Genomic DNA, 21,927 nt, shown 5'->3' with positions numbered 1-21,927 from the left:
GTGCTACAATGTTACCAGTTACATAGAATGAATAACTACTATACTTTCTTTCTTAAAAAACGCAAACACACCAACGGCTGAAAGGTAAACGATATGGAATACTTGTATGAAACAAAAGCGGACAGCTACGAGGACTACGCCAGCGGCAGGGTACTCTATAATGCCCCCGGCGTGACCTCCTTCCCGGTGCGGCTCGGAAGCGAAATCGTCCAGCGGTGCTTCGGCATCCTGGAGGATCGGGGAATTTCCGGCCCTTATACCCTATACGATCCCTGCTGCGGCGGAGCCTACCTGCTGACCATAACCGGTCTTCTTCACGGAACTAAGGTCCGGCGGATGTATGCCTCGGATGTCGATCCGAACGCCCTGTCCGTCGCGGGCAAAAATTTGGCGCTCCTGACGAAGCAGGGGCTCACCGAACGGGAGCTCCAACTGCGGGAGCTGTACGGAAACTACGGCAAACCTTCGCATAAGGAAGCGCTGGAGAGCTTGGCCCGCCTTGAGTCTGCAGTCTCGGGCCTGACTTTGGACGCAAGCGTCGTTTTTCAGGACAATATTACGGAGCCGCATCACCTGGATCACGTCGATCAGCCGATCCATCTCGTGCTGACCGACCTTCCCTACGGGGATCTCGTCAGCTGGGAAAGCGGCGACGCCGACCCGGTGTCCGCTTTATTTGAGCATATCTATCCGCTGCTCAGCAGCGAAGGTGCGGTCGTCGCGATGATCGCGGACAAAAGCCAGAAGCTAGGGCATGCCCGTTATAAGCGGCTTCAGCATTTCAAGGTCGGCAAGCGGCAGGTGGCGATCTTTGAACCGATCCGGGAAACGAAGGCTTGATGTGCCTGAAATGACCGCTGCCAGTATATAAATGCAGCAAAGGACAGCCCGCCGGCTGTCCTTTTTCTGTTCATTCTTCGTGGGCTGACTTCAGCCCAAATGTTTGACCATATGATAATACACATGGCCGTTAATCATAATGTTTTTATCGGTCTGATATCCGAGCTTCAGGTACAGCGAATGGGCCTTCGTGTTATCCGTGACAACCGCCATGGCGATTTTAGCGTATCCGTATGCACTTGCCCGTTCCTCGGCTGCCCGAATCAGGGACGTGCCGATCCCCCGTCCGCCATACTCCGGCGAGACCGAAAGCGTGTCGATGTAATATTCGTCGAGGTCCGCTTCCTTATCCAGCTGCAAATCCGGGTTCTGCTTCATGGTACGCAGCCTCGCAAGGATGGGCCGGTCCAGCTCCGCCGCCTGATCGCCTCCATATGCCACCACAAGGCCTACCGGACGTTCATCCAGTTCTTTCACCAGCGTCTGATTGTAGCTAAGACGGCCTTCCTCGGCGGCAAAATAGGCTTCAAGCGCGGCCAGCACGGATTCCTCGCTGTCCTCTCCGGTTAATTGATGCGCAACATCGTGCAGCGCATCGTACAGCAGCCGGGCGGCATGATGCGCGTCTTCTCGTTTTGCGGGTCTGATTGTCATAGCTTCCTCCATCATAGCAATACATAGGGTTAATCTGCCCAGGAAATTCCATTCCTGTGTGCAGGCACAATCCCTTCTATTATAGAGTTTCCCACGACGCGGAACAAATTTCAGCAGCCAGCCGCGCAGCCTCCTGCCACGCTACCTCAGTCCGTCCACCGGCCCTGCGGTCTGTCCACTCGACGACGCCTTCCCCGGCCCGTTTGCCTACGACAATGCGAAGCGGCAGGCCGATCAAGTCGGCATCCTTGAACTTCACACCCGGCCGCTCCTCCCGGTCATCGACGAGGCATTCCACGCCCTGCCGCGCAAACTCCTTGGCAATCTGGTCCACAACCGCCGCCTGATCCGGATCCTGGGCGGAGACGGGAATCAGATGCACAGAATACGGGGCAATGCCGAGCGGCCAGCACATCCCTTGTTCCGCGGGCGATTGCTCGGCCACTGCCGAAAGGAGGCGGGAAATCCCGATGCCGTAACAGCCCATGATCATCGTCTGCTCCCGGCCGGCTTCGTCCGTATATCCGGCATCGAGAACGCTGCTGTATTTGGTGCCCAGCTTGAAGACGTGGCCTACTTCGATGCCTTTGGCAAAATGCAGCGTCTCCCCGCAGTTCGGACAGCGGTCCCCCTCCTGCACGCTGCGGTAATCGCCGATATGCGCCGGCTGAAAATCCCGGAACGGCACCACGTTCCGCAAGTGCGCATGTTCCTCTCCCGCTCCGGCTGCCGCACCGCCGTGCAGCACGGCATCGCGATCCAAATATACAGGAATATCATGGCCGACAGGTCCAGCATAACCGTGAGGTGCTCCCGTCACCTTCAGCACCTCCTGCGGGTCGGCGAGTTCAAGCGTCACACACCCAATCGCTGCGGCCAGCTTATTCTCGTTGACTTCATGATCTCCCCGTACGACGGCAGCGACTGGCTTATCGTCAGCCATATAAATCATCGTCTTCAAAATATGTGATGAAGGCACCCCAAGGAAGGCGCTCACTTCTTCGATCGTCCTTGTGTTCGGCGTGGCGACTTTTTCGATGGCGGGAGCTTGGCGTTCCGCTTCATCCGCCGCACGTTCTCCGGCAGCCGCAGCGGCCTTCTCCAGATTGGCCGCATACCCGCAGGCCATGCAGCTGACGATCGTATCCTCGCCGATTTCCGCGGGCGCCATGAACTCGTGCGTTTCCCCTTCACCGCCGATGGCTCCCGCCTCCGCTTCCACCATGCTGAACTTCAGGCCGCAGCGGGTGAAGATGCGGCGGTAAGCATCCCGGACCGCCTGATAGGTCCGGTCCAGCTCCTCCCAGCTGCGGTCAAACGAATACGCATCCTTCATCAGGAACTCGCGCCCCCGGAGCAATCCAAAGCGCGGACGCCGCTCATCCCGGAACTTCGTCTGGATTTGGTACAGGCGAAGCGGGAGCTTGCGGTACGTATTCACCTCGCTCGCAGCAAGCGCCGTGATGACCTCCTCATGCGTCGGTCCGAGCACAAAATCGCGCTCATGCCTGTCCTGCAGGCGGATCAGCTCCGCCCCGTAGGCCCCGTACCGTCCGGAGCGCTCCCACAGCTCGGCCGGCTGCATCGCCGGCAGGTGCAGCTCCTGGAACCCGGCCTGGTCCATTTCTTCGCGGACGATTGTCTGAATCCGGCGCAGCACGCGCCAGCCAAGCGGCAGGTAGCTGTAAATCCCCGCAGCCAGCTGCCGGATAAAGCCCGCCCGGAGCAGCAGCTGGTGGCTTCGCGCTTCCGCTTCGGCAGGCGCTTCGCGCAGCGTTGGGATCAGCAGGGACGTTTGCTTAATAATATAACGGCTCATCGCCGATCAGCCTCCTCGTATCTTTTAATGCAGCACATATTCGCGACAAACACAAACTCAATCTCAAACAACAAAAAACACATCCGTCCTGAAGGGACGAATGTGTTCGTGGTACCACCCTGTATTCAACCGCCGCAAGTACGGCAGTCCTTAATTGGCAACATAACGGGATCACCCGGCCATGAGTACTCGAACCTGCAGATTCTTTCATCACGGCAGCTACAAGACGGGAAGCTCATGTCCGTGTGCGGAAACCTTTCAGCCAGGGGTTTCTTCTCTGGAACACGCCGGTCTTCATGAACTGTTACTCTTGATTATCGCTTTGGAAATTTGACAAACCATGGTTTGTTTTTTCCATACTTTACAGGATGATCAAGACCTATGTCAAGAGCCGGATATCACTTCATTTTCTGCAGGAGCTGCACCCGGTAGGCTTCGCTTTCGAGCGACTGAATCTCTTTGTACTCGGCGTCGGTCAGCACTTTCGGCTCGCCCACCGCCTTGGCGGCGAGGTACACCTTCGCGCTTTCCTCCACTACCTCGGTCCGGTAGTACGCTTCGCGCAGATTTTTCCCGGTCGTCACGAGTCCATGATTTTCGAGCAAAATCGAGTTGTGATCCCCGACTTTCTCCGCGACCGCATTGGCCAGCAGATCGGTCGTCGGCAGCACGTAGGGCACAAAGGCGATGTCGCCAACAAGCGCGGCCTGGTCCGGGAACAGCATCGGCAGCTCCTTCGAGACCAGCGTCAACGCGATGCAGTGGGCCGGATGGGTATGCACGATCGCCTGGATATCCGGATTCACCCGGTAGGCAAACAGATGCATCAGTACCTCTGATGACGGCCGCACCTCTTGATCCAGCACGTTGCCGGAGTCGATCTCCACCCGGATCCACTGCTCCGGCTCAATGTCTTCAAGTGCAAACCCGCTCGGAGACAGCAGCATGATGTTACCCGCTTTCGCGCTAATGTTCCCGCCCGGTCCCACTACCAGCCCTTTGGCTACGGTTTTCCGGGCATACTTGGTCAACTCTTCCCTGACTTGCTGTTCAAGTTGCACAGTCATTTCTCTCCACTCTCCTTTATAGAGGTTGTTCAAAAAGTCCGCTTTTGATCACGAAGTAAATCGGGAAGCTGGTTCGGCATCGAATCTTGAATTCAGCCGGGCCTTCCGGTGCTCACGTACCCACACGTACGCTCTGCTCCTCAGTCCCTAGCTTCATCCAATCTTCTCGGTGCTGAAAACCGACCTTTTTGAACACACACTTATACCGTCTCTTGACGTTTAAAAAGCTTCACGTACTGCTGGTAGCGTTCCTCCCACATCGCCGCATCCTCCGGCAGATAGGTTTCCGGCGGAAAGGATTCAAGAACGACCTGCCGGATCTCGGCAAGGTCCTTCACTTCGCCGTGCGCCAGCGCCTGCATCATCAGATTGCCGATGGCCGTGGCTTCCACCGGCCCGGCAATCACCGGACGGCCGGTAACGTTGGCCGTCAGCTGGCACAGCAGCCGGTTCTGAATGCCGCCGCCGACGATATGAATATGCTCCATCCGCTCTCCGGCGAGCTTCTCGATTTCGTCCAGCGTCTGGCGGTATTGAAGCGCCAGGCTTTCGACAATGCAGCGGACGATGGCCGCGCGGGATTCCGGCACCTTCTGCCCGCTGTCCCGGCAGTATTCGCGGATCCGCTGCGGCATGCCGCCCGGCGGCAGGAAGACGGCGTCGGCAGCGTCGATATAGCTGCCGTTCTCCGGCGCCGACAGCGCCAGCTCGGTCAGCTCGTCGTACGTGAGCGGCGTGCCTTCCAGCGCCCACGTGCGACGGCACTCCTGCAGCAGCCACAGCCCCATGATGTTCTTGAGCAGCCGGATTTTGCCGCCCGCTCCCCCTTCATTACTGAAAAGGCTGTCCCGGCTGTAATCGCTGAGCGCCGGCTGATCGAGCTCGATGCCCATCAGCGACCAGGTTCCGGAGCTGATGAAGGCATACGGGGCAGCCCCCGCCGGAACGGACGCCACCGCGGCCGCCGTGTCGTGGCCCGCCGCGGCGATCACCGCCATGTCCGGCACCTGCAGCTCCTCGCGGATGTCCTGCCGCAGCTGTCCCAGCATCGTTCCCGGCATCACGATCTCCGAGAACAGCGATTCCGGAATGGACAGCGTGTTCAGAATGCCGCTATGCCATGTACGGCTGCGCGGATCGAGCAGTCCGCTCGTGCTGGCAATTGTATATTCATTGGCCATGACGCCAGACAAATAGTAATGGAACAGATCCGGCATCATCAGCATTTTTAACCCGTCCGCCCCATAGCCGGAGCGGACCTTCTCCTCGGCATACAGCTGATAAATCGTGTTGATCGAGGAGGAGCGGATGCCGGTCATCCGGAACAATTCTTTTTCCGGAATCGCTGAGAATACTTCCGGCATGACCTGCTCTGTCCGCAGATCCCGATAATGATAAGGGTTGCCGGCCAGTCTCCCCTTGGCATCCACCAAGCCGTAATCAACGCCCCAGGTGTCCACCGCCACCGATACCGGGGCACCGCCCGCCATCCGCCGGGAAGCGTGAATGCCCTGCTTCAGCTCATGGAATAGCCGCAGAAAATCCCAGTGGAAATGCTCCCCGAGGCGAACCGGTTCGTTACTGAAACGATGCACCTCGTTAACGGTCAGCGTTCGGCCATTGAATGCACCCGTCACGGCGCGTCCGCTGCTTGCCCCGAAATCCACCGCCAGCATGTGTAAGGATTGCGAACCCATTAGCCTCACCTCGCCCGTAGAAAATGCTTACTTGTACAGCGGTCCGAAGTTTTGGCAGGCCCGGAAGTCCGCTCCCTCCGGATCGCTTGTTCCGAACAGCCCCCAGGCTCTCGGACGGAATACCTGCTCCTCCGAAACGTTGTGCATGCTCACCGGAATGCGCAGGATCGAAGCCAGTGTGATCAGGTCCGCGCCGATATGTCCGTAGCTGATCGCACCGTGGTTGGCTCCCCAGTGATCCATCACGGAATACACGTCTTTGAACGCTCCCTCGCCCGTCAGGTTCGGGGCAAACCAGGTGGTCGGCCACGTCGGGTCGGTCCGCTGATCCAGCTTGTCATGCACTTCCTCAGGCAGGTCGACCGTATATCCTTCGGCAATTTGCAGGACAGGACCAAGCCCTTTGACCAGGTTCAGCCTGGACATCGTTACCGGCATGCCGCCGCGCGTCAGGAAGTCGGACGAGAAGCCGCCTCCGCGGAAATATTCCACTGCCGCCGGGCGCCAGGACGTGGCCTTGAGGCAGTTGTCCGCGTCCTCCTGCGTAATTTCCCAGAACGGCTTCAAGGCAGGCTTGCCGTCCTTCATCTGCTCCCCGGTACCATCCAGCGCCGCCGGTCCGGAGTTAATCAAATGCAAGAGGCCGTTCGCCGCGGCTCCGCCGAGCTCATGACCGGTCACCCGTTTCACCGCGTCGGGACTCCAGTATGTACGGACGTCGGCAAAGATTTGGGCGGTATTCGTCAGCAGGTATCCGAAGAGCATCGATACGCCGTTCAGGCTGTCATTTTCGGTAGCCACCAAATAAGGCGCCCGGATGCCGTTCCAGTCGAACGAGGAATTCAGAATCGCTTCATGGAAGTCACCGTTCGGGAAGTGGTCTGTCCACTGCCGCTGTCCCTGGAAGCCGGACACGATCGCGTGATGGCCCATGGCCTCTTCTTCAAAGCCAAGCTCAGCCAGACGCGGATTGCCCACCATCAGGTCGCGTACGATCTGCGTCATTTTGACAACCGTCTCCCAGTCCTTATCCTTCTTCTCGCGCGAAGTCCGGATCGCTTCAGGATTGTTGTCCGGCCCTTCATTGCAGTTCTCCTTCACCCAAGCCATGGCCAGCTTGAACTCTTCCGGATCGTAAATCTCCTCTTCGATCCGCCGCGTAATCTCCGACATGTCCACGTACTCGTTGCGCATGCCCAAATATTCCTGGAAGAAGTCCGGATCGATCATCGAGCCGGCGATGCCCATCGACACCGAGCCGATGGCCAGGTAAGATTTGCCCTTCATCGTTGCAGCAGCCAGACCGGCTCTCGCAAAACGCAGCAGCTTCTCCTGCACGTCGGCAGGAATCGAAGGATCGTTCAGATCCTGCACGTCACGCCCGTAAATGCCGAACGCCGGAAGTCCCTTCTGCGCATGGGCAGACAATACGGCGGCCAAATAGACCGCTCCCGGTCTTTCCGTACCGTTGAATCCCCATACTGCCTTCGGAATCGAAGGATCCATGTCCATCGTTTCCGTACCGTAGCACCAGCATGGCGTCACGGTGATGGATACGCCTACGCCGGCTTTGGCGAATTTGTCGGCGCAAGCCGCCGCTTCCGCCACGCCTCCGATGCAGGTGTCCGCAATGACGCATTCCACCGGAGAACCGTCAGGGTAGCGAAGCTGTTCGCCCAGAAAAGCAGCGACCGACTTCGCCAGATTCATCGTCATATCCTCCAGGGACTCCCGAACCCCCTTCCGTCTGCCGTCGATCGTCGGCCGGATGCCGATCTTGGGGAAGCCGTGCTTCCATCTTTCGTTCTGGTTGGACATCGTTTGTTTCCTCCTCAGCTTTTCTTATGATTTTTCATTGCTTACGATTGGGGTTACCGGTAACCCTAAAATAAAAAAATATACAGCCTTCCAATCCGTCGTTCCTATGAAAAACGTCAATCGGCATGCATTTTGGGAATACAGAACAAGCCTGAAGGAAAGCGACATGGATCGATCGGAGCACCGTCACTAAACCGAAACACGTGCTGATCTCTTCAAAAAAAAGAAGACTGCTTTCCTGAAATTTCAACGCTGCTGCTCTATATAACATACCGGTCCCGCTGCCTCGTCCGCTCTTTAGATCGTCCTCAGCTCCAGGTACAAAACGCCTTGCATGATTGCTTGAATTGGATCTGCTGCATTGATGCTGGGTCAAATGCTAAAAAAAATGTATAATGAGTTATCGGTAACTTTAAAATAACAATGAAAGCGATTACTGTCAATCCGTATTTTCTTTTATCCGGGCGGTTCTGATAGAATATACAGCAAAGAGGGGTTTACATTGGTAACAATTTACGATATAGCGCAAAAGGCCAACGTCTCGGCCATGACGGTCTCCAAGGTCATCAACAACACCGGGCGGATCAGTGAGGAGACACGCCGCAAAGTCAAAAAAGTGATGGAAGAGCTTAATTACATACCGAATTCAAATGCCCGGAGCCTTGTCCTGCAGCAGACCCAAATTCTGTCCCTGCTCATCACGGACATCACCAACCCGTTCTATACGAGCCTGGCCCGCGGTGCCGAAGACGGTGCCAAACAGTACGGCTACCGCCTTCTGTTCGGCAACAGTGACGAGGATTACGCGAAGGAAAAGGATTATGTCGACATGATCCTGTCCACGCGGGTCGATGGCGTGCTGTTTGCTCCTGCAGGGGACCTGTCACTGAAAAATCTCGAGAAACTGCGGGCTCACAACATCCCGTTCGTCATTATGGACCGGGCGGTGCCCGGAATCGAGTCGGATATGATCTGCGGAGACAGCAAGGAAGGCGCCCGGAAGCTTGTCGATTACCTGATCGGGCTGGGCCATCGCCGCATCGCGCTTGTCAACGGCTCCCTCGACGTCTCTACGGCCCGGCTCCGTTATGAGGGATACGCGGAGGCGTTGGCCCTTCAGGGCATCCCGTTGGATGAGACGCTCATCATCCACCAGAACTACCGCGATTACCATGCGGATGATCATCTGGAGCAGCTGCTCGAGCAGCCTTCCCCTCCGACCGCGATTTTTGCGGCCAACAACGTATTGGCGGTCGGTGTAATCCGGGATCTGCGTGAGCGCGGCATCCGGGTGCCGGAGGACATCTCCGTCGTTTGCTTTGACGACCTCGATCTCTCGTCGGCGCTGGACCCGTTTCTAACGGTGGCGGCACAGCCGGCTTACCAGTTTGGCGCCATGGGCATACAGCTGCTGGTAGAGCGGATTCGGGGCAGCTCGGTTCCGGAGTCCCGCAAGGTAATTTTGCCGTCGGAGCTGGTGATCCGCTCGTCTGCCAAACCTATCTAAGTCACAGCAAGAGGTGAGTTTCATTTTACAAAAAAGCATGACCCGGGGGCATTGGTCCAAACGACTGCTCACGCCCCCTAAAATTCTGGTATTCGGGTTTCTGATCATGATCGCTGCCGGGACCCTGCTTCTGACGCTGCCGGCAGCCTCGGCTACCGGCATCTCGATCGGGCCCCTGAACGCGCTGTTCACGGCAACTTCAGCCGCCTGCGTGACCGGCCTTACAGTCGTCGACACGGGAACGGCTTTTTCCGTGTTCGGACAAACCGTCATTCTGCTATTGGTCCAAGTCGGCGGCATCGGCTTCATGACGATGGCAACGCTGATCGCGCTCGTGCTGAACAAGCGGATTTCGCTGAGAGAGCGGCTGGTTTTGCAGGAAGCGCTGAACCACGGCACCATCGACGGCGTTGTCCGGCTGGTCAAGAAGGTTATTCTGTATTCCCTGCTGATCGAAGTAGCGGGGGCACTGCTGCTTGCGGTCCATTATGTCTTCTCCCTTTCTCTGCCGCCGGGCAAGGCCGTCTATTTCGGTGTCTATCACAGCATCTCGCTGTTTAACAACGCCGGATTCGATTTGATGGGAAGCGTGCAGGGACCGTTCAGCGGTATGGCCTCCTTCGTGAGCGACCCGTTTATGAATATCGTCCTGATGGCACTTATTTTTCTGGGTGGGATCGGCTTTATCGTGCTGTCAGACCTGCTGGAATACCCGAAGGTCCGCAAAATTTCACTGCACAGCAAGGTTGTGCTCAGCGCGACCGCAGTGCTTGTCTTCGTCGGCGGCCTCATCATTTTCCTGATGGAGGTCAACAATCCGCGAACGTTGGGTCCGCTTAATACAGGCGGCAAGATTTGGGCTTCGCTGTTCCAATCGGTGACGACCCGCTCCGGCGGTGTCAATACGGTCGATATCGGCGGCCTTCACCAGTCAACGCAGTTCTTCATGATCCTGTTGATGTTCATCGGCGCAGCACCCGGCTCGACCGGAGGCGGCATCAAAATTACGACGTTTGTGCTGCTCCTCGGTGCCGTGCATGCGATGATCCGCGGCCGGGAGGATGTCGTCCTGTTCCGCAAACGGATCGCCAAGGATGTGGTGTACAAAGCCATCACGCTGACGCTCCTTTCCATTCTGCTGATCATCCTGTTTGCCATGCTGCTGTCGGTGACGGAAGACCATGATTTTATGTCAATCCTGTTTGAATCGGCTTCGGCCTTCGGCACGACAGGCATCTCCATGGGACTGACCACCGAGCTCAGCCCCTTCGGTAAGGTATGGGTGATCTGCCTGATGTACCTGGGCCGATTGGGTCCGCTTACCCTTGCGTACGCGCTGACCCGGGACAACAAGAAGGAGCCGTACAATCATCCGGAAGGGAAAATCATTATCGGTTAAACCCGTTGTGGGTCTCAACTTATGCGGGGATTGCAATTTTTTGAAATGAGGCTGTCAATATGAGTATTGAGCAACAAATGTATGATGAAGTTATTGAACTTATCAGAAAAAGGTATCCGACAGGCTGGGGCGGCGCTGCAGCCGTCCGTCTTATAGACGGAACGATCCTCACCAGCGTGGCTCCCGAAGTCATCAACGACTCCACTCATCTGTGTATGGAGACGGGAGCTATATTGGAAGCCCACAAGCTGAACAAGAAAGTAACGCATTCCATCTGCTTGGCACGGGATGACGAGATGTCGCCGTACAAGGTGCTCTCTCCTTGCGGGATCTGCCAGGAGCGCTTGTTTTATTGGGGACCGGGCGTGAAATGCGCCGTCACCGTCCCTGGTAACGAGCTCGTCTTCAAAACGTTGGCGGAAATTCAGCCGTATCACTGGAGCACTGCTTATGACGATCTGAAAGAAAAATGGACGACGTCCTGATACACTGCCGAATGCCAAAAGAGGCTCCCCTTCATGGGGAGCCTCTTTGTCATACCGCCGACTTCATTACATCAGCTTCTGAATTTCATCCTTCAGCACCTCGGACTGCGGTCCGAACACCACCTGGACGGCGCCTTTGCCGAGCCGCATGACGCCGGAAGCGCCGAGCTGCTTCAGTCCTTGATCGTTGACGACCGACTCGTCTTTGACGACAAGACGCAGACGGGTAATGCATGCATCGATACTCTCGATGTTGTCCGTGCCCCCGATATTTGCGAGCACTCTGGCTGCCTTGCTGTCCGATGCCGCAACGCCCGCATCTGCTGCACCGCCTTCTATTGCTTCGTCCGCCACCTGAACATCATCCTCCCGACCCGGCGTTTTCAGGTTGAGCTTCACGATCAGCACCCGGAACAGGACGTAGTACACGACCGCGAAGACCAGACCTACCGGAATGAGCAGCAGCGGCTTGGTGGACAGCGGATAGTTCAGCGCATAGTCGATAAAACCGGCCGAGAATCCGAAGCCGAGCTTCACGCCCAGCGCATACATCACGTAACCGGCCACCCCCGCCAGCACTGCATGTATACCATATAGTACAGGAGCGACGAACATGAATGCAAATTCAAGCGGTTCTGTGATCCCTGTCAGGAATGAAGCGACTGCGGCACCGATAAAGATCGAGGCCACCGCCTTGCGCTTCTCCTTCTTGGCGGTATGGATAATAGCTAGTGCCGCTGCCGGCAGGCCGAACATCATAATCGGGAAGAAGCCGGTCATGAACATGCCCGCGGATTTGTCTCCCGCAAAGAACCGGTACAGGTCGCCGTGAACGACTTTTCCTGCCGCATCGGTATAATCCCCGATCTGGAACCAGACGATCGAGTTGATAATATGGTGCAGGCCGAACGGAACGAGCAGGCGGTTTGCGATCAAATATACCGCGCTGCCGATTCCTCCGAGGCTGACGATCCAGCGGCCGAACGTATCCAGCACGTCCTGGATTGGCCCCCAGATGAGGCCGAGAACGATGCCGACGAATACCATCGTGACGGACGTAATAATCGGCACAAAGCGTTTGCCGCCGAAAAATCCGAGCCAGTCAGGCAGCTTGATTTTATGAAAACGGTTGTATAAAAAGGCGGAAATCAGACCGACGATGATGCCCCCGAGAACCCCTGTGTTAAGCTCCGCGCCTTTATCCATAACAGTCGTAAACGCAAGCGGTACCTTAACCAGCACCTTTAAGAGAATAATGTGGCCGATGACGGCAGAGAGCGCAGCGACAGCGTCACCCGTCAATCCGATAGCCACCCCGACGGCAAAGATGAGCGGCAGGTTATCGAAGATCGTCGATCCGCCGGCATCCAGAAACGGTGCAATGTAATGGTTCAGGAACCATCCCACCTGGTTGCCCAGGTGGAAGTCCTTAATATAGTCGATGTTGCCAAAACGCATCAGAATCGCCGCCGCCGGCAGCGTCGCCACCGGAAGCATCAGCGACTTCCCGATTTTTTGCAGAAATGCTAGCATGTTCTGTCATCCCTTTCTCGTTCGAAAGTAGCTTTAGGATTTAAGTGTAACGCTCAGGATTTCGGTCTGTCCGGCGGTTACCGCCCCCAGCTTCGTTTCCATCTGCTCCACTTTGTCTTCGCTGTTCGTGATAATGATCGGCGTTACGGTAGGCAGACCGGCTGCGCGAATTGCCTCCATGTCGAATTCGATCAGCGTTTGCCCCGCCTTCACCTTGTCTCCCGTGTTGACATGGCTTGTAAATCCGCTGCCTTTCAGCCCTACTGTGTTAATGCCGATATGAAACAGAAACTGCAGGCCGTTCTCATGCTCTACAATGACCGCATGCTTGGACTTGATCACGTGAGCCACGACGCCGTCAAACGGAGCGATCAGCTTGCCGTCGGCAGGCTCAATGGCGAGCCCTTTGCCCATATGTCCGCCTGCAAAAGCTTCATCCGGGACCTGATCAAGCGGTACTGCCGTACCCGTAAGCGGGGACGTAATCTCTAACGTTTGCTGCTTTTTGGATTTCCATTTTGAAAACATGAATATTCCTCCTTGACGAAATCTGCGTGAATCTCCGATCGGTTGTCATCATCCGGGCTATGAAAAAAGGATCTTTTCCATTATGTCCAGGAACGGATGAACTATGTGGAACCTGGTATATGCTTGCGGTTGGAAGCTGCCTGAGAACATAACCTTTGAAACGGAAGCGATTTCAAAACGTTGGGAGCTCCCTTCAATGCCACACACTCCTCCCCAAAAGACCAACAAAAAAAGCCAAGAATAGACTCCACGCAGGAATCGATTCTTGGCTCATGCCCAATGTTAAGGTAACACGCCAATTTCAAGTATTCACTTATGTGCCTATATTAAAACAAGATACAGCGATACGTCAATAGCCAATCTATTCAATTTTGTATCCTGGTCGATAAGCCCTTATTCTGGATTGTTACTCAGGCTGTGGATACGGCTGCGACTGCGACTGCATCTGTGACTGAGGCAGCGACTGCGACTGCGACTGTGATTGCGGTTGTGATTGCGGTTGTAACTGTGACTGCGGCTGTGTCTGCGCTTCCGAACCTTGCTTATTCCGACTGCGGAAATTCCCAACGATCAGCAGCGCTGCCGGTATAACGAATCCCGGGAACACCGCCATCATCGGGTAAACAATTCCAGACCATTCCAGCTCCGCCGTATTCCGAAGAACCCAAAGGGACAACGGCAGCAGCAAAAAGAAAAAGGGAATCACCAAGCTCTTGTAATTTATTACGTCAAAGCACTGCACGGTTGTAATCACAGTACCATAGAAGCAAATCAGAAGCTTCATGAACGATGTAATCAGCCAGATAATGCCCACAATGACCTCTGCCCGTTCCAACACCCGCTCAATCCGGATCTCGCGTGCCACGTCATAGACAGCATAAGGAGATCGGGCCGTCATGTCCACGCCAAGCACCATGATCGTGATTACGCTGAGCAGTGCGCCGGAGATCAGAGTCCCCACGCTGGTGACATAAAAATATTTTTTAATTTTTTGCTGGTTTTGTACAAACGGGATGAGCAGGAGGCAGATGGAAATTTCCAGCGAAGGGAAACCTAGCAGCGGATAACCCGCCTTAATCGCCGGCATTACCCCTTCGGGAAACATCGGAAACAGCTCGCCCGGATGCATTTTAGGAATCAAGAGCAGCGCTGTAATGACAAAAACGCCCATCGCCCACGGATACAAAATTTCCCCTGTCCTTCCAATAACTTCAATCCCTAAATAGCAGCCGTAAAGCACCGGGATTAAGATAACCACCATATTAACAACCAGCGGCGTTTGAGGGAGTACGACCGAGCCGATAAAATTGCCGATATTCCGTGCCACATAGGCGGTCAAAATCAAAAAATAAAACATATATACGACTGCTATGGCCGAACCGAACCATTTACCCGTCAGTATGCGGCCGTACTCGATAATCGTCTGTTTCGGATACCGGAAGCCGAGTTTCATATAGAGCGTAATGAGACCGAGCTGAATGATTCCAACAATGATGACGCTGAACCAGGCGTCTTGTCCAGCAATGGACACAAGCGTATGCGGCTGAACGAGCGCGGCCGTGCCGATAATATACAAATACATCAGCAAAGCAAACTGCAGAGCCGAAATTTTGCCCTTATCCATGGATCACCTTGCCCTCCGACACCCATTGCATGACCGGCTTGGCGATAGGTCCGAAAACATGGCCCATCACGATCACAAAAGACGGCAGCGGGATGTCCATGATCAGCATGATATACAAAAACCCACCGAACAACATGATCGTCGTTGAAATCCATAGTTCCTTTTTTGACGCCTTCCGCCTGAGCGCAATAAAATTCAAGATCACAGCTGCAAAGGTTGCTGCGGTAATGATATAGTCGGGACCCACAAGAAACACCTCACTTCATATTTTGCAGATAGGATTGATTGCGGACTCCCGTCGAATAGATCTCCACATCGGCACTTACGACCGTCCGGATTTCGGGGAACAGCGTGTCCCATTTTTTCTTATTGGCTTTCCAGTATGACGGGCTGGCCTTATATACCAGGTTTCCGTAACCCAACGCATCGCTGTCCAGTTCATGCTGAAGGGTCGAAATGGTGCCGTTCACCATCTTGATGACCTGCTGTTCGGCTTCTTTTTCCAGCCAGCTGATCGTTTCCTTTTTATCCACCTTGACTTTGTGGCTGTTCACATCAAACACATTCGCCTTCTGCTTGATATGGATGACGACTTCAGGCTTGCCCCGGCTGAACCGGGCTTTCACCGAGGCCTTGCTGTGAAGGATCGCGACATGTACCTTTCCGTCCTCAACGGGAATCGGCACGACAAGCCGCTGCACTTTATTTTTGATGATGGCAAGCCCCTTGGATTCGCTTTGGTTTAAATAACCCACCAGCTTTCCGTTTTTGAACACAGCCATATTTCCGATTCGCAAATAGCCGTCAGGTGAAATCTTCTCTACATTTTCCTTCGTTCCCGCCTTTTCAGGATCACCGACAAACTCAACGCTGCCGGTGACGGCCATTGCCATGGGATTGTCCAATGTGAGAATAAAATCCTTCATACTGACGGGATAGGCTGCGCTGGCCCGCTTATTGTAGCTTTCTAGCGTTTTGTACATTTGCTTCACCGGCAATTTCTCCATGTTCGTCAAAGTTTCCAATACTTGGGCCGCTGTCCCGTGTTTCGCGACAAGCATAGAAAAATCGATCCGGATTTCCGGGTCCCGGTCAATCAAATCGAATAAATCAAAAACCCCTTTTTTGGCCAAATCTTCACCGATAATCATCATTTGGTTGTGGGCGAAATAAAAGCGGCGCGGTGCGACGTTGTCCATATTCTGCAATGCGTCCAGCATAGTTTTTCCCCTTCCGATATATTTCGTCACCGGAATGCCGCTGGTTCCACCGCCTCCGCCCGGACTGCTCTCTGAAGCCTGGCTGGGCACCACCACCTGCAGAGTCACGAGTATGTTATCCGGATTGTCGGGATCTTCGTCCAGTCCAATGCCCAAAACGATGGAGAGCTGGTCCAGAAACTTAATATCCCAGCAGCCTGACAGGGACAGCAAGAGCACCAGACATATAGTGATATGGCAGATCCGTTGAAACATATCAGCGCTCTCTCCCTTCATGGCTAAATCTCGAATACATTTTGACTATTCACATCATATCCGGTTACACTTCGCTCGGATCCTGTGTTTGATGCGGCTCATTCTCATCCCGGTCCGCCTGTTGATTGCCCATCGCGCCTTCCCGGAACCGGACCGGGTTATTCCTGCTGATCAGCTTAGGTCTCTTCTTCATATAATCCTGAGGCATGCGCAGCATTGAATCTTTCATATCCGGATAGATCATCGGCGCATACGGAGCCATATAAGGAACATTCAGAGACTTAAGGCTGCATAGATGCAGAACAAGGATCAGCAGCATACAGGCAATCCCGTAGATACCAAACATCGATGCCGCAATCAGCATGACAAAACGGAGCATCCGTGCGGCAATCCCGATGTTATAGGCCGGGGACACGAAACTCGCAATGGCCGTCAGCGATACGACGATAACGACGACCGGGGAGACGATCCCGGCTTCGACTGCGGCCTGCCCCAGTACCAGGCCCCCCACGATCGAAATGGTGTTCCCGACGGACCGGGGCATCCGCACGCCGGCTTCCCGCAAAATTTCAAAAACCGTTTCCATGATAAAGGCCTCGACAAAGGCGGGAAAAGGAACCCCCTCCCGCTGCACTGCCAGCTTCAGCAGCCAGGAAGTCGGAATCATCTCTTGGTGAAATCCGATGATGGCCACATAAAAGGAAGGCAGCAGCAGGCCGATGAGAAACGAGAAGTATCGCAGAAACCGAATTAAACTCCCCACATCAAACCGGTTGTAATAGTCTTCCGCCGCCTGAAAGAACATATTAAAGGTGGAAGGAAGCAGCAGAACAAACGGGGTTCCGTCAACTAGGATCGCTATCCGGCCTTCCAGCAGGCTTGCGGCGATCACGTCAGGACGTTCGCTGTGATAGATGGTTGGAAAAATCGTCTTATTCGTATTTTCGAGAAGCTCCTCAATATACCCCGACTCCAGGACGCCGTCGATATCAATGACCGAGAGACGTTTCCGGACCTCGTCCACATTTTTTTCGTCCACGATACCGTGAATATACATGATGCCTACGTCGGTTTGCGTCACTCTCCCCAGCTGCATTTCTTCCAGCCACAGATTGGGACTTTTGATTTTCCTTCTGAGCAGCGCCGTGTTCGTTCGAAGCGATTCCGTAAAGCCTTCGCGCGGGCCTCGGATGACCGTCTGCGACTCCGGCTCGGTGACGCTCCGCCGTTCTCCGCCTTTGGTGCTGGCGATAACCGCACTGCCAATCCGATCGATAAAAAGCAGCGTATCTCCGGACAGCAGATGCAGGTACAGCTTGCTCCAATCAGAGATCTGGTAAATCTCACCGGCGGCCAGCGCCTTTTCCTTGAACTGCTGCAAAAATTTCCTGTCTTCTTCTGACGTTATGCCTCTATACCCTCCATGAGAATCTTCTCCGAGCTCGTCTTCGGCCTCGTATCGGGCTTCGCCTTCTTTTCGTCCTTCCTCCGCATCCCGCTCCAATTCCCATGCTTCTACAAGCTCTGCTTCCGATGCGAACTGCTTGATTTCGTTCAAGACAGTTTCAATCGCAAACTCCGAAACCGATGTCGGGTCTACCAGACCGTCAACATATACAAAAGCAACTTTCCTGCCGAAGTTCCGGGCAAGGATTTCACGGATGACTATATCACCGCTTCCTCCCATGTCCCTTTTCAAACGATCCAGATTGCTTTTTAAATCAGAGGACAGCCTGTCCGGGTGCAGGTCTGCCGGATCCGTCCCCGCAGATTCCTGATACGGTGAGCCGTTCTTCCCAGCCTGGCTTGAAGGCTGCTGTTGTGTTGAAGCATTGCGGGATTTCTTTTTGCCGACCATCCGGGTCTCCACCTTGTCCATTTATGATGCTTATACTTTCCAATTCAGGGTAATTTCATCCAAGTCGGTCTCCATGCAAGCACAAAAAAACGCAGGGTTTACACCCTGCGCTGCTTAAAAACGGCAACTACTCTTTTTTCAATTTCTGGAACAAACCCTGCCGCCGGCTTACTAAGCCTTTCTCCAAGGCATAACGCGTCAGCTGAACCCGGTTCTCCAAATGAAGCTTCTGCAATATGTTTTTCAGGTGGTTTTTAACCGTCTGGTCAGAAATCTTGAGTTCTGCGGCAATTTCCTTGTTGGTAAGCCCCGAAGCCACCCAATTTAAAATTTCGCGCTCCCGCGCGGTCAACGTCTCATGATGCTCCGGACTCTTGGGGGCAAGCGGAAATTCCCTTAAAATTTGCGTGGCAAGTTCCCGGCTGAGCGGCGCTTCGTCGCTCATGATCCCCCGTAAATACTCAAGCCATGTCGACGGGGATAAATTTTTGAGCAGATAGCCCTGCGCTCCCTGCTTTAACGCCTCGAACAAATGCGTCACATCGTCCGACACCGTGATCATAACGATTTTGACGTAAGGATACTGCAGCTTGATCTGCCTTGTCGCCTCCAACCCGCCAATGCCCTGCATTTGGATGTCCATCAGGATCAGGTCGGGCATCAATAACTCGGTCATACTTACGGCTTCCTCGCCGCTGTGGGCCATGCCGATCACTTCAAACGCCGGGTCAGCCGACAGGATATCGGTCACCGCTTCGCGCGCATGAGCGGAGTCATCGGCAACCAGCACTCTGAACGTATTCAATGGTTATGGGCCTCCTTTCTGATCTCCACCCGGCTGCCCCGCTGCATCGGCAGAATCAGCATTTTCCAGCCAAGCTCCTCGGCGCGCTCCTTCATGATCCGAAGGCCGTACCGGTCCTTCAAATGAAATGGATCCGTATGGATCCCCCTGCCGTTGTCATCGACGAAAACCGTCCAGCCCCGGCCGTCCAGCGTGCCTTTGATCGTCACCTTGGTGGCATGGGCATGCTTGTGAATGTTCAGCAGCGCTTCCCGGATGCAGGCCAGAAGCTCCACTTTTTCCTTGGCGCTCAAGGCCGCATCCGGAATGGACCATTCGATCCAGGGCTGGATCAGCGTTTCCTTGGCTGTATGTTCGATCCTTGAACGCATCGAAGCCTGATACTCCCGCTCCTCCGGCGATTCCGGATAGCGAAGATTGGCGATCGCCTGCCGCACATACCGGTTCACCTCATGAACCGATTTGCGCAGCTCCTGGAAGTCCGCCGATTCCCGGGCTCCCCGGCCGCGCGACTCCGCCCGGTCCATCTTGACCGACAGCAGAAACAGGGACTGCGCGATGCCGTCATGCAGTTCCCTGGCAAGCAGATCCCGTTCTTCCAGGGCTGCTTTTTCCGCCCGCTCCCGGTTCAGCTCCTCCTGCACCTGTTCCAGCCTCCGGAACAGCATGCTGAGCAGGGTCATGCTGATAAAGAACAGAAACACCGGCGTAAGAAAATTACCCACCTTCATCGATATATAAGGCATCAAAAACGCATGCCTCGCATATTCCCATATCCCTACGGCCAATGTAGGAATAATCAATATCATCCATTTGATTTGTTTATAGGACATGCCTTGATCCGCACCTTCCCCGGGCACTCCCGGCATATTCAGACTTGTCTCTATTGTATCACGGCCTGCCCGGCGTATGTTAGAACGGTTCGTGTCACATACTACGAAGCGAACTTGTCTTTGTTTGGACGTCTGAATGGAAGCATCGACAACGAACAACCGGGAGGACCTTATGCGCACAAGGCTTTATGCAACGCTATCCATGCTGCTTTTGACGATTTCGGTGACGGCTGCTCCGGCAGCGGGGGCTTCTCCCGTAAACCAAGGCAGAGAGTACTATGAACAAAGGGGAGACGTCATCTGGGAGATTCCGAACCGGGAAAAGATTATAGCACTGACCTTCGATGACGGACCGGATCCTGAGGATACGCCGCAGATTCTCGACCTGCTGAAGCAGTATCACGCAAAGGCAACGTTTTTTGTCGTCGGCAAACAGGTTCAGGAGCACCCGGAGCTGGCCAAGCGGCAGGTGGCCGAAGGCCATGAGCTTGCCAACCACACCTTCGACCATATGTATTTTAACCGCCGAAGCTCACCGGAGGTCATCGTGCGGGAGCTGCGGGAAACCCAGGAAGCCATATACCAGATTACCGGTAAAAAAACCTACCTGTTTCGCCCACCCGGAGGATATTATAACGACCGTATGATCCAAATTTGCAAGAAGGAGGGTTATCTCGTCGTTATGTGGTCCTGGCATCAGGACACCTGGGACTGGAACCGGCCGGGCGTCGCTAAGATCGTGAACAAGGTGCTGAACAACGCGCGCAACGGCGACATCGTCCTGATGCACGACCACGTGGAGGGCAAGTCCCAAACGGTCGACGCGTTAAAACAAATCCTGCCTGAACTGCAGAAGCGCGGATATCGCTTCGTTACCGTATCGGAGCTGGTAGAGTACAACATTCCTTAAGGGGCGTTTAATCGCGCCCCTTTTTTGGCGTTTCCTCCCCGGGCCATTCACAGTGGAACTGCGCAAGAAACTGCTCCATAAATGCGTGACGGGCAGCAGCCTCCCGCTGGGCCGCCGGCGTATTCATCAGATCTTTCAGCTTCAGCAGCTTCTCGTAAAAATGGTTCACCGTCGTCCCCTGCCGGCTGCGGTACTCCTCCTGTGTCATACTGTTCCGCGGCGGCTCGGCGGGGTCATACATGAGTCTTCCCCTTGATCCGCCAAAGGCAAACGTGCGGGCAATACCGATCGCTCCGATGGCGTCCAGACGATCTGCGTCCTGCACGACCCGCCCCTCCAAAGTCGACATGGGCCTGCCGCCTCCGCCGCCATAAGACATGGTCCCGATAATCTCCAGCACATGATCCACGAGCGCTGCATCCGCCCCATGTTCCGTGAGCCAAGAGGAAATAGCTGCCATGCCCTCCTCTTTCGAAGCTACGATTTTCTCGTCGGCCAGGTCATGAAAAAGGGCCGCCAGCTCGCAGACGACCGGGTCGGCACCTTCCTGCTCCGCCAGCCTCTTCGACCACTCCGCCACCCGGTAAATATGCCACCAATCGTGGCCAGACGGCTCAGACTTTAAACGATCCTTCACGTATTCCCTTGCTTCCATAATCATTCGGTCGGTCCCCATATGCTTTCCTCCAAACAGCTTTATTTTTCTGAACAATCGCGGTTGAATCCGAACATATATTCGCCTATAATACAATGCATAGCTCTTTTAATAAATGAGGTGAAATGATGATTAACCGAACCTGTGAACCGTCGGCGAGTTTCAATTCTACCATGAAAGAGGCTGCTTGGACACAGACCAGCCGCTTGCTGGAGGAATCCCTCCGCCGTCACCTGAAAGTAACCCTGCACCTTACCGGTGCCGGACCCGAACAAGAAATCCGGGGCTTCGTCACCGTGATTAACACCTATCTGGAAGAGATCAAGTTTAGAGCTGAAGACGAATGGCTGTGGATCAAATTCAGCGAGATCATTTCCGCGCATACATAAAGCCGGCTTGGAGGAAGACAAGGAACCCTTA

20 protein-coding genes are annotated in these 21,927 nt (G+C 54.8%); 6 read left to right on the top strand and 14 right to left on the bottom strand.

Translation table 11 applies throughout. The features are described 5' to 3' along the window. Positions 1 to 93 precede the first annotated feature (93 nt). On the top strand, positions 94 to 840 hold the full coding sequence (locus MKY74_RS16475) for a hypothetical protein (RefSeq protein ID WP_076167685.1): 747 nt from the start codon (positions 94 to 96) through the stop codon (positions 838 to 840). A gap of 90 nt (positions 841 to 930) precedes the next feature. Here the strand turns inward: MKY74_RS16475 and MKY74_RS16470 are convergent, their stop codons facing one another. From MKY74_RS16470 to MKY74_RS16450, 5 genes are all read right to left on the bottom strand, one after another. Continuing rightward, positions 931 to 1,494, bottom strand: coding sequence for a GNAT family N-acetyltransferase (locus tag MKY74_RS16470; RefSeq protein ID WP_076167687.1), 564 nt, complete (start codon positions 1,492 to 1,494; stop codon positions 931 to 933). A gap of 79 nt (positions 1,495 to 1,573) precedes the next feature. Beyond that, positions 1,574 to 3,298, bottom strand: a complete 1,725-nt coding sequence (locus tag MKY74_RS16465) for a proline--tRNA ligase (RefSeq protein ID WP_076169497.1) — start codon at positions 3,296 to 3,298, stop codon at positions 1,574 to 1,576. A gap of 413 nt (positions 3,299 to 3,711) precedes the next feature. After that, positions 3,712 to 4,380 (bottom strand): class II aldolase/adducin family protein, encoded by a 669-nt coding sequence (locus MKY74_RS16460; RefSeq protein WP_076167690.1) that lies wholly within the window; start codon positions 4,378 to 4,380, stop codon positions 3,712 to 3,714. 200 nt (positions 4,381 to 4,580) lie between these two features. Beyond that, on the bottom strand, positions 4,581 to 6,077 hold the full coding sequence (locus MKY74_RS16455) for a rhamnulokinase (protein WP_076167693.1): 1,497 nt from the start codon (positions 6,075 to 6,077) through the stop codon (positions 4,581 to 4,583). A 27-nt stretch (positions 6,078 to 6,104) separates the two neighbouring features. Then, positions 6,105 to 7,895, bottom strand: a complete 1,791-nt coding sequence (locus MKY74_RS16450) for an L-fucose isomerase (protein ID WP_076167696.1) — start codon at positions 7,893 to 7,895, stop codon at positions 6,105 to 6,107. Between the two features lie 502 nt (positions 7,896 to 8,397). On the opposite strand from MKY74_RS16450, the gene MKY74_RS16445 reads away from it, so the two are divergent. Genes MKY74_RS16445 through MKY74_RS16435 form a run of 3 tightly spaced genes read left to right on the top strand, consistent with a single transcriptional unit; the run spans position 8,398 to position 11,286 of the window. After that, on the top strand, positions 8,398 to 9,402 hold the full coding sequence (locus MKY74_RS16445) for a LacI family DNA-binding transcriptional regulator (protein WP_076167698.1): 1,005 nt from the start codon (positions 8,398 to 8,400) through the stop codon (positions 9,400 to 9,402). Positions 9,403 to 9,439: 37 nt separating this feature from the next. Continuing rightward, a complete protein-coding gene (locus MKY74_RS16440; protein ID WP_076167701.1) occupies positions 9,440 to 10,801 on the top strand; it encodes a TrkH family potassium uptake protein in 1,362 nt (453 codons plus the stop codon). Between the two features lie 59 nt (positions 10,802 to 10,860). Next, complete coding sequence (locus MKY74_RS16435; protein ID WP_076167703.1) at positions 10,861 to 11,286, top strand: cytidine deaminase; 426 nt, start codon at positions 10,861 to 10,863, stop codon at positions 11,284 to 11,286. Between the two features lie 66 nt (positions 11,287 to 11,352). On the opposite strand, the gene nagE is transcribed toward MKY74_RS16435, so the two are convergent. From nagE to MKY74_RS16395, 8 genes are all read right to left on the bottom strand, one after another. Beyond that, positions 11,353 to 12,819, bottom strand: a complete 1,467-nt coding sequence (nagE, locus tag MKY74_RS16430; protein WP_076167706.1) for an N-acetylglucosamine-specific PTS transporter subunit IIBC — start codon at positions 12,817 to 12,819, stop codon at positions 11,353 to 11,355. A 33-nt stretch (positions 12,820 to 12,852) separates the two neighbouring features. Next, entirely contained in the window at positions 12,853 to 13,347 is a 495-nt protein-coding gene (locus MKY74_RS16425) for a PTS sugar transporter subunit IIA (RefSeq protein WP_076167708.1), read from the bottom strand. Between the two features lie 406 nt (positions 13,348 to 13,753). Next, positions 13,754 to 14,971, bottom strand: coding sequence for a GerAB/ArcD/ProY family transporter (locus MKY74_RS16420; protein ID WP_076167711.1), 1,218 nt, complete (start codon positions 14,969 to 14,971; stop codon positions 13,754 to 13,756). Continuing rightward, positions 14,964 to 15,218 (bottom strand): hypothetical protein, encoded by a 255-nt coding sequence (locus MKY74_RS16415; protein ID WP_076167713.1) that lies wholly within the window; start codon positions 15,216 to 15,218, stop codon positions 14,964 to 14,966. The genes MKY74_RS16420 and MKY74_RS16415 overlap by 8 nt, the downstream gene beginning before the upstream one ends. Positions 15,219 to 15,228: 10 nt before the next feature. Next, positions 15,229 to 16,446 (bottom strand): Ger(x)C family spore germination protein, encoded by a 1,218-nt coding sequence (locus tag MKY74_RS16410; protein ID WP_076167716.1) that lies wholly within the window; start codon positions 16,444 to 16,446, stop codon positions 15,229 to 15,231. A gap of 64 nt (positions 16,447 to 16,510) precedes the next feature. Next, positions 16,511 to 18,304: a spore germination protein gene (locus MKY74_RS16405; protein WP_076167719.1), complete on the bottom strand. Its 1,794-nt coding sequence runs from the start codon at positions 18,302 to 18,304 to the stop codon at positions 16,511 to 16,513. A 127-nt stretch (positions 18,305 to 18,431) separates the two neighbouring features. Next, the gene (locus MKY74_RS16400; protein WP_076167721.1) at positions 18,432 to 19,109 is read right to left on the bottom strand and encodes a response regulator; all 678 of its coding nucleotides are present in this window, start codon (positions 19,107 to 19,109) and stop codon (positions 18,432 to 18,434) included. Then, the gene (locus tag MKY74_RS16395) at positions 19,106 to 19,942 is read right to left on the bottom strand and encodes a sensor histidine kinase (RefSeq protein WP_076169499.1); all 837 of its coding nucleotides are present in this window, start codon (positions 19,940 to 19,942) and stop codon (positions 19,106 to 19,108) included. Before MKY74_RS16395 ends, MKY74_RS16400 begins: the two co-directional genes overlap by 4 nt. A gap of 172 nt (positions 19,943 to 20,114) precedes the next feature. On the opposite strand from MKY74_RS16395, the gene MKY74_RS16390 reads away from it, so the two are divergent. Then, a complete protein-coding gene (locus tag MKY74_RS16390) occupies positions 20,115 to 20,852 on the top strand; it encodes a polysaccharide deacetylase family protein (RefSeq protein ID WP_076167724.1) in 738 nt (245 codons plus the stop codon). 7 nt (positions 20,853 to 20,859) lie between these two features. Here MKY74_RS16390 and MKY74_RS16385 read toward each other — a convergent pair whose 3' ends face one another. Then, the gene (locus tag MKY74_RS16385) at positions 20,860 to 21,528 is read right to left on the bottom strand and encodes an HD domain-containing protein (RefSeq protein ID WP_076167727.1); all 669 of its coding nucleotides are present in this window, start codon (positions 21,526 to 21,528) and stop codon (positions 20,860 to 20,862) included. Positions 21,529 to 21,632: 104 nt separating this feature from the next. Between MKY74_RS16385 and MKY74_RS16380 the strand changes: the two genes are divergently transcribed. After that, positions 21,633 to 21,896 (top strand): YolD-like family protein, encoded by a 264-nt coding sequence (locus MKY74_RS16380; protein WP_084203754.1) that lies wholly within the window; start codon positions 21,633 to 21,635, stop codon positions 21,894 to 21,896. Positions 21,897 to 21,927: the final 31 nt, after the last annotated feature.

The organism is Paenibacillus sp. FSL R5-0378 (assembly GCF_038009285.1).
Classification (GTDB): Bacteria; Bacillota; Bacilli; order Paenibacillales; family Paenibacillaceae; genus Paenibacillus_AQ; species Paenibacillus_AQ favisporus.
Note: the sequence above shows the minus strand (reverse complement) of the source record. Positions and strands in the feature narration are given on the sequence as shown.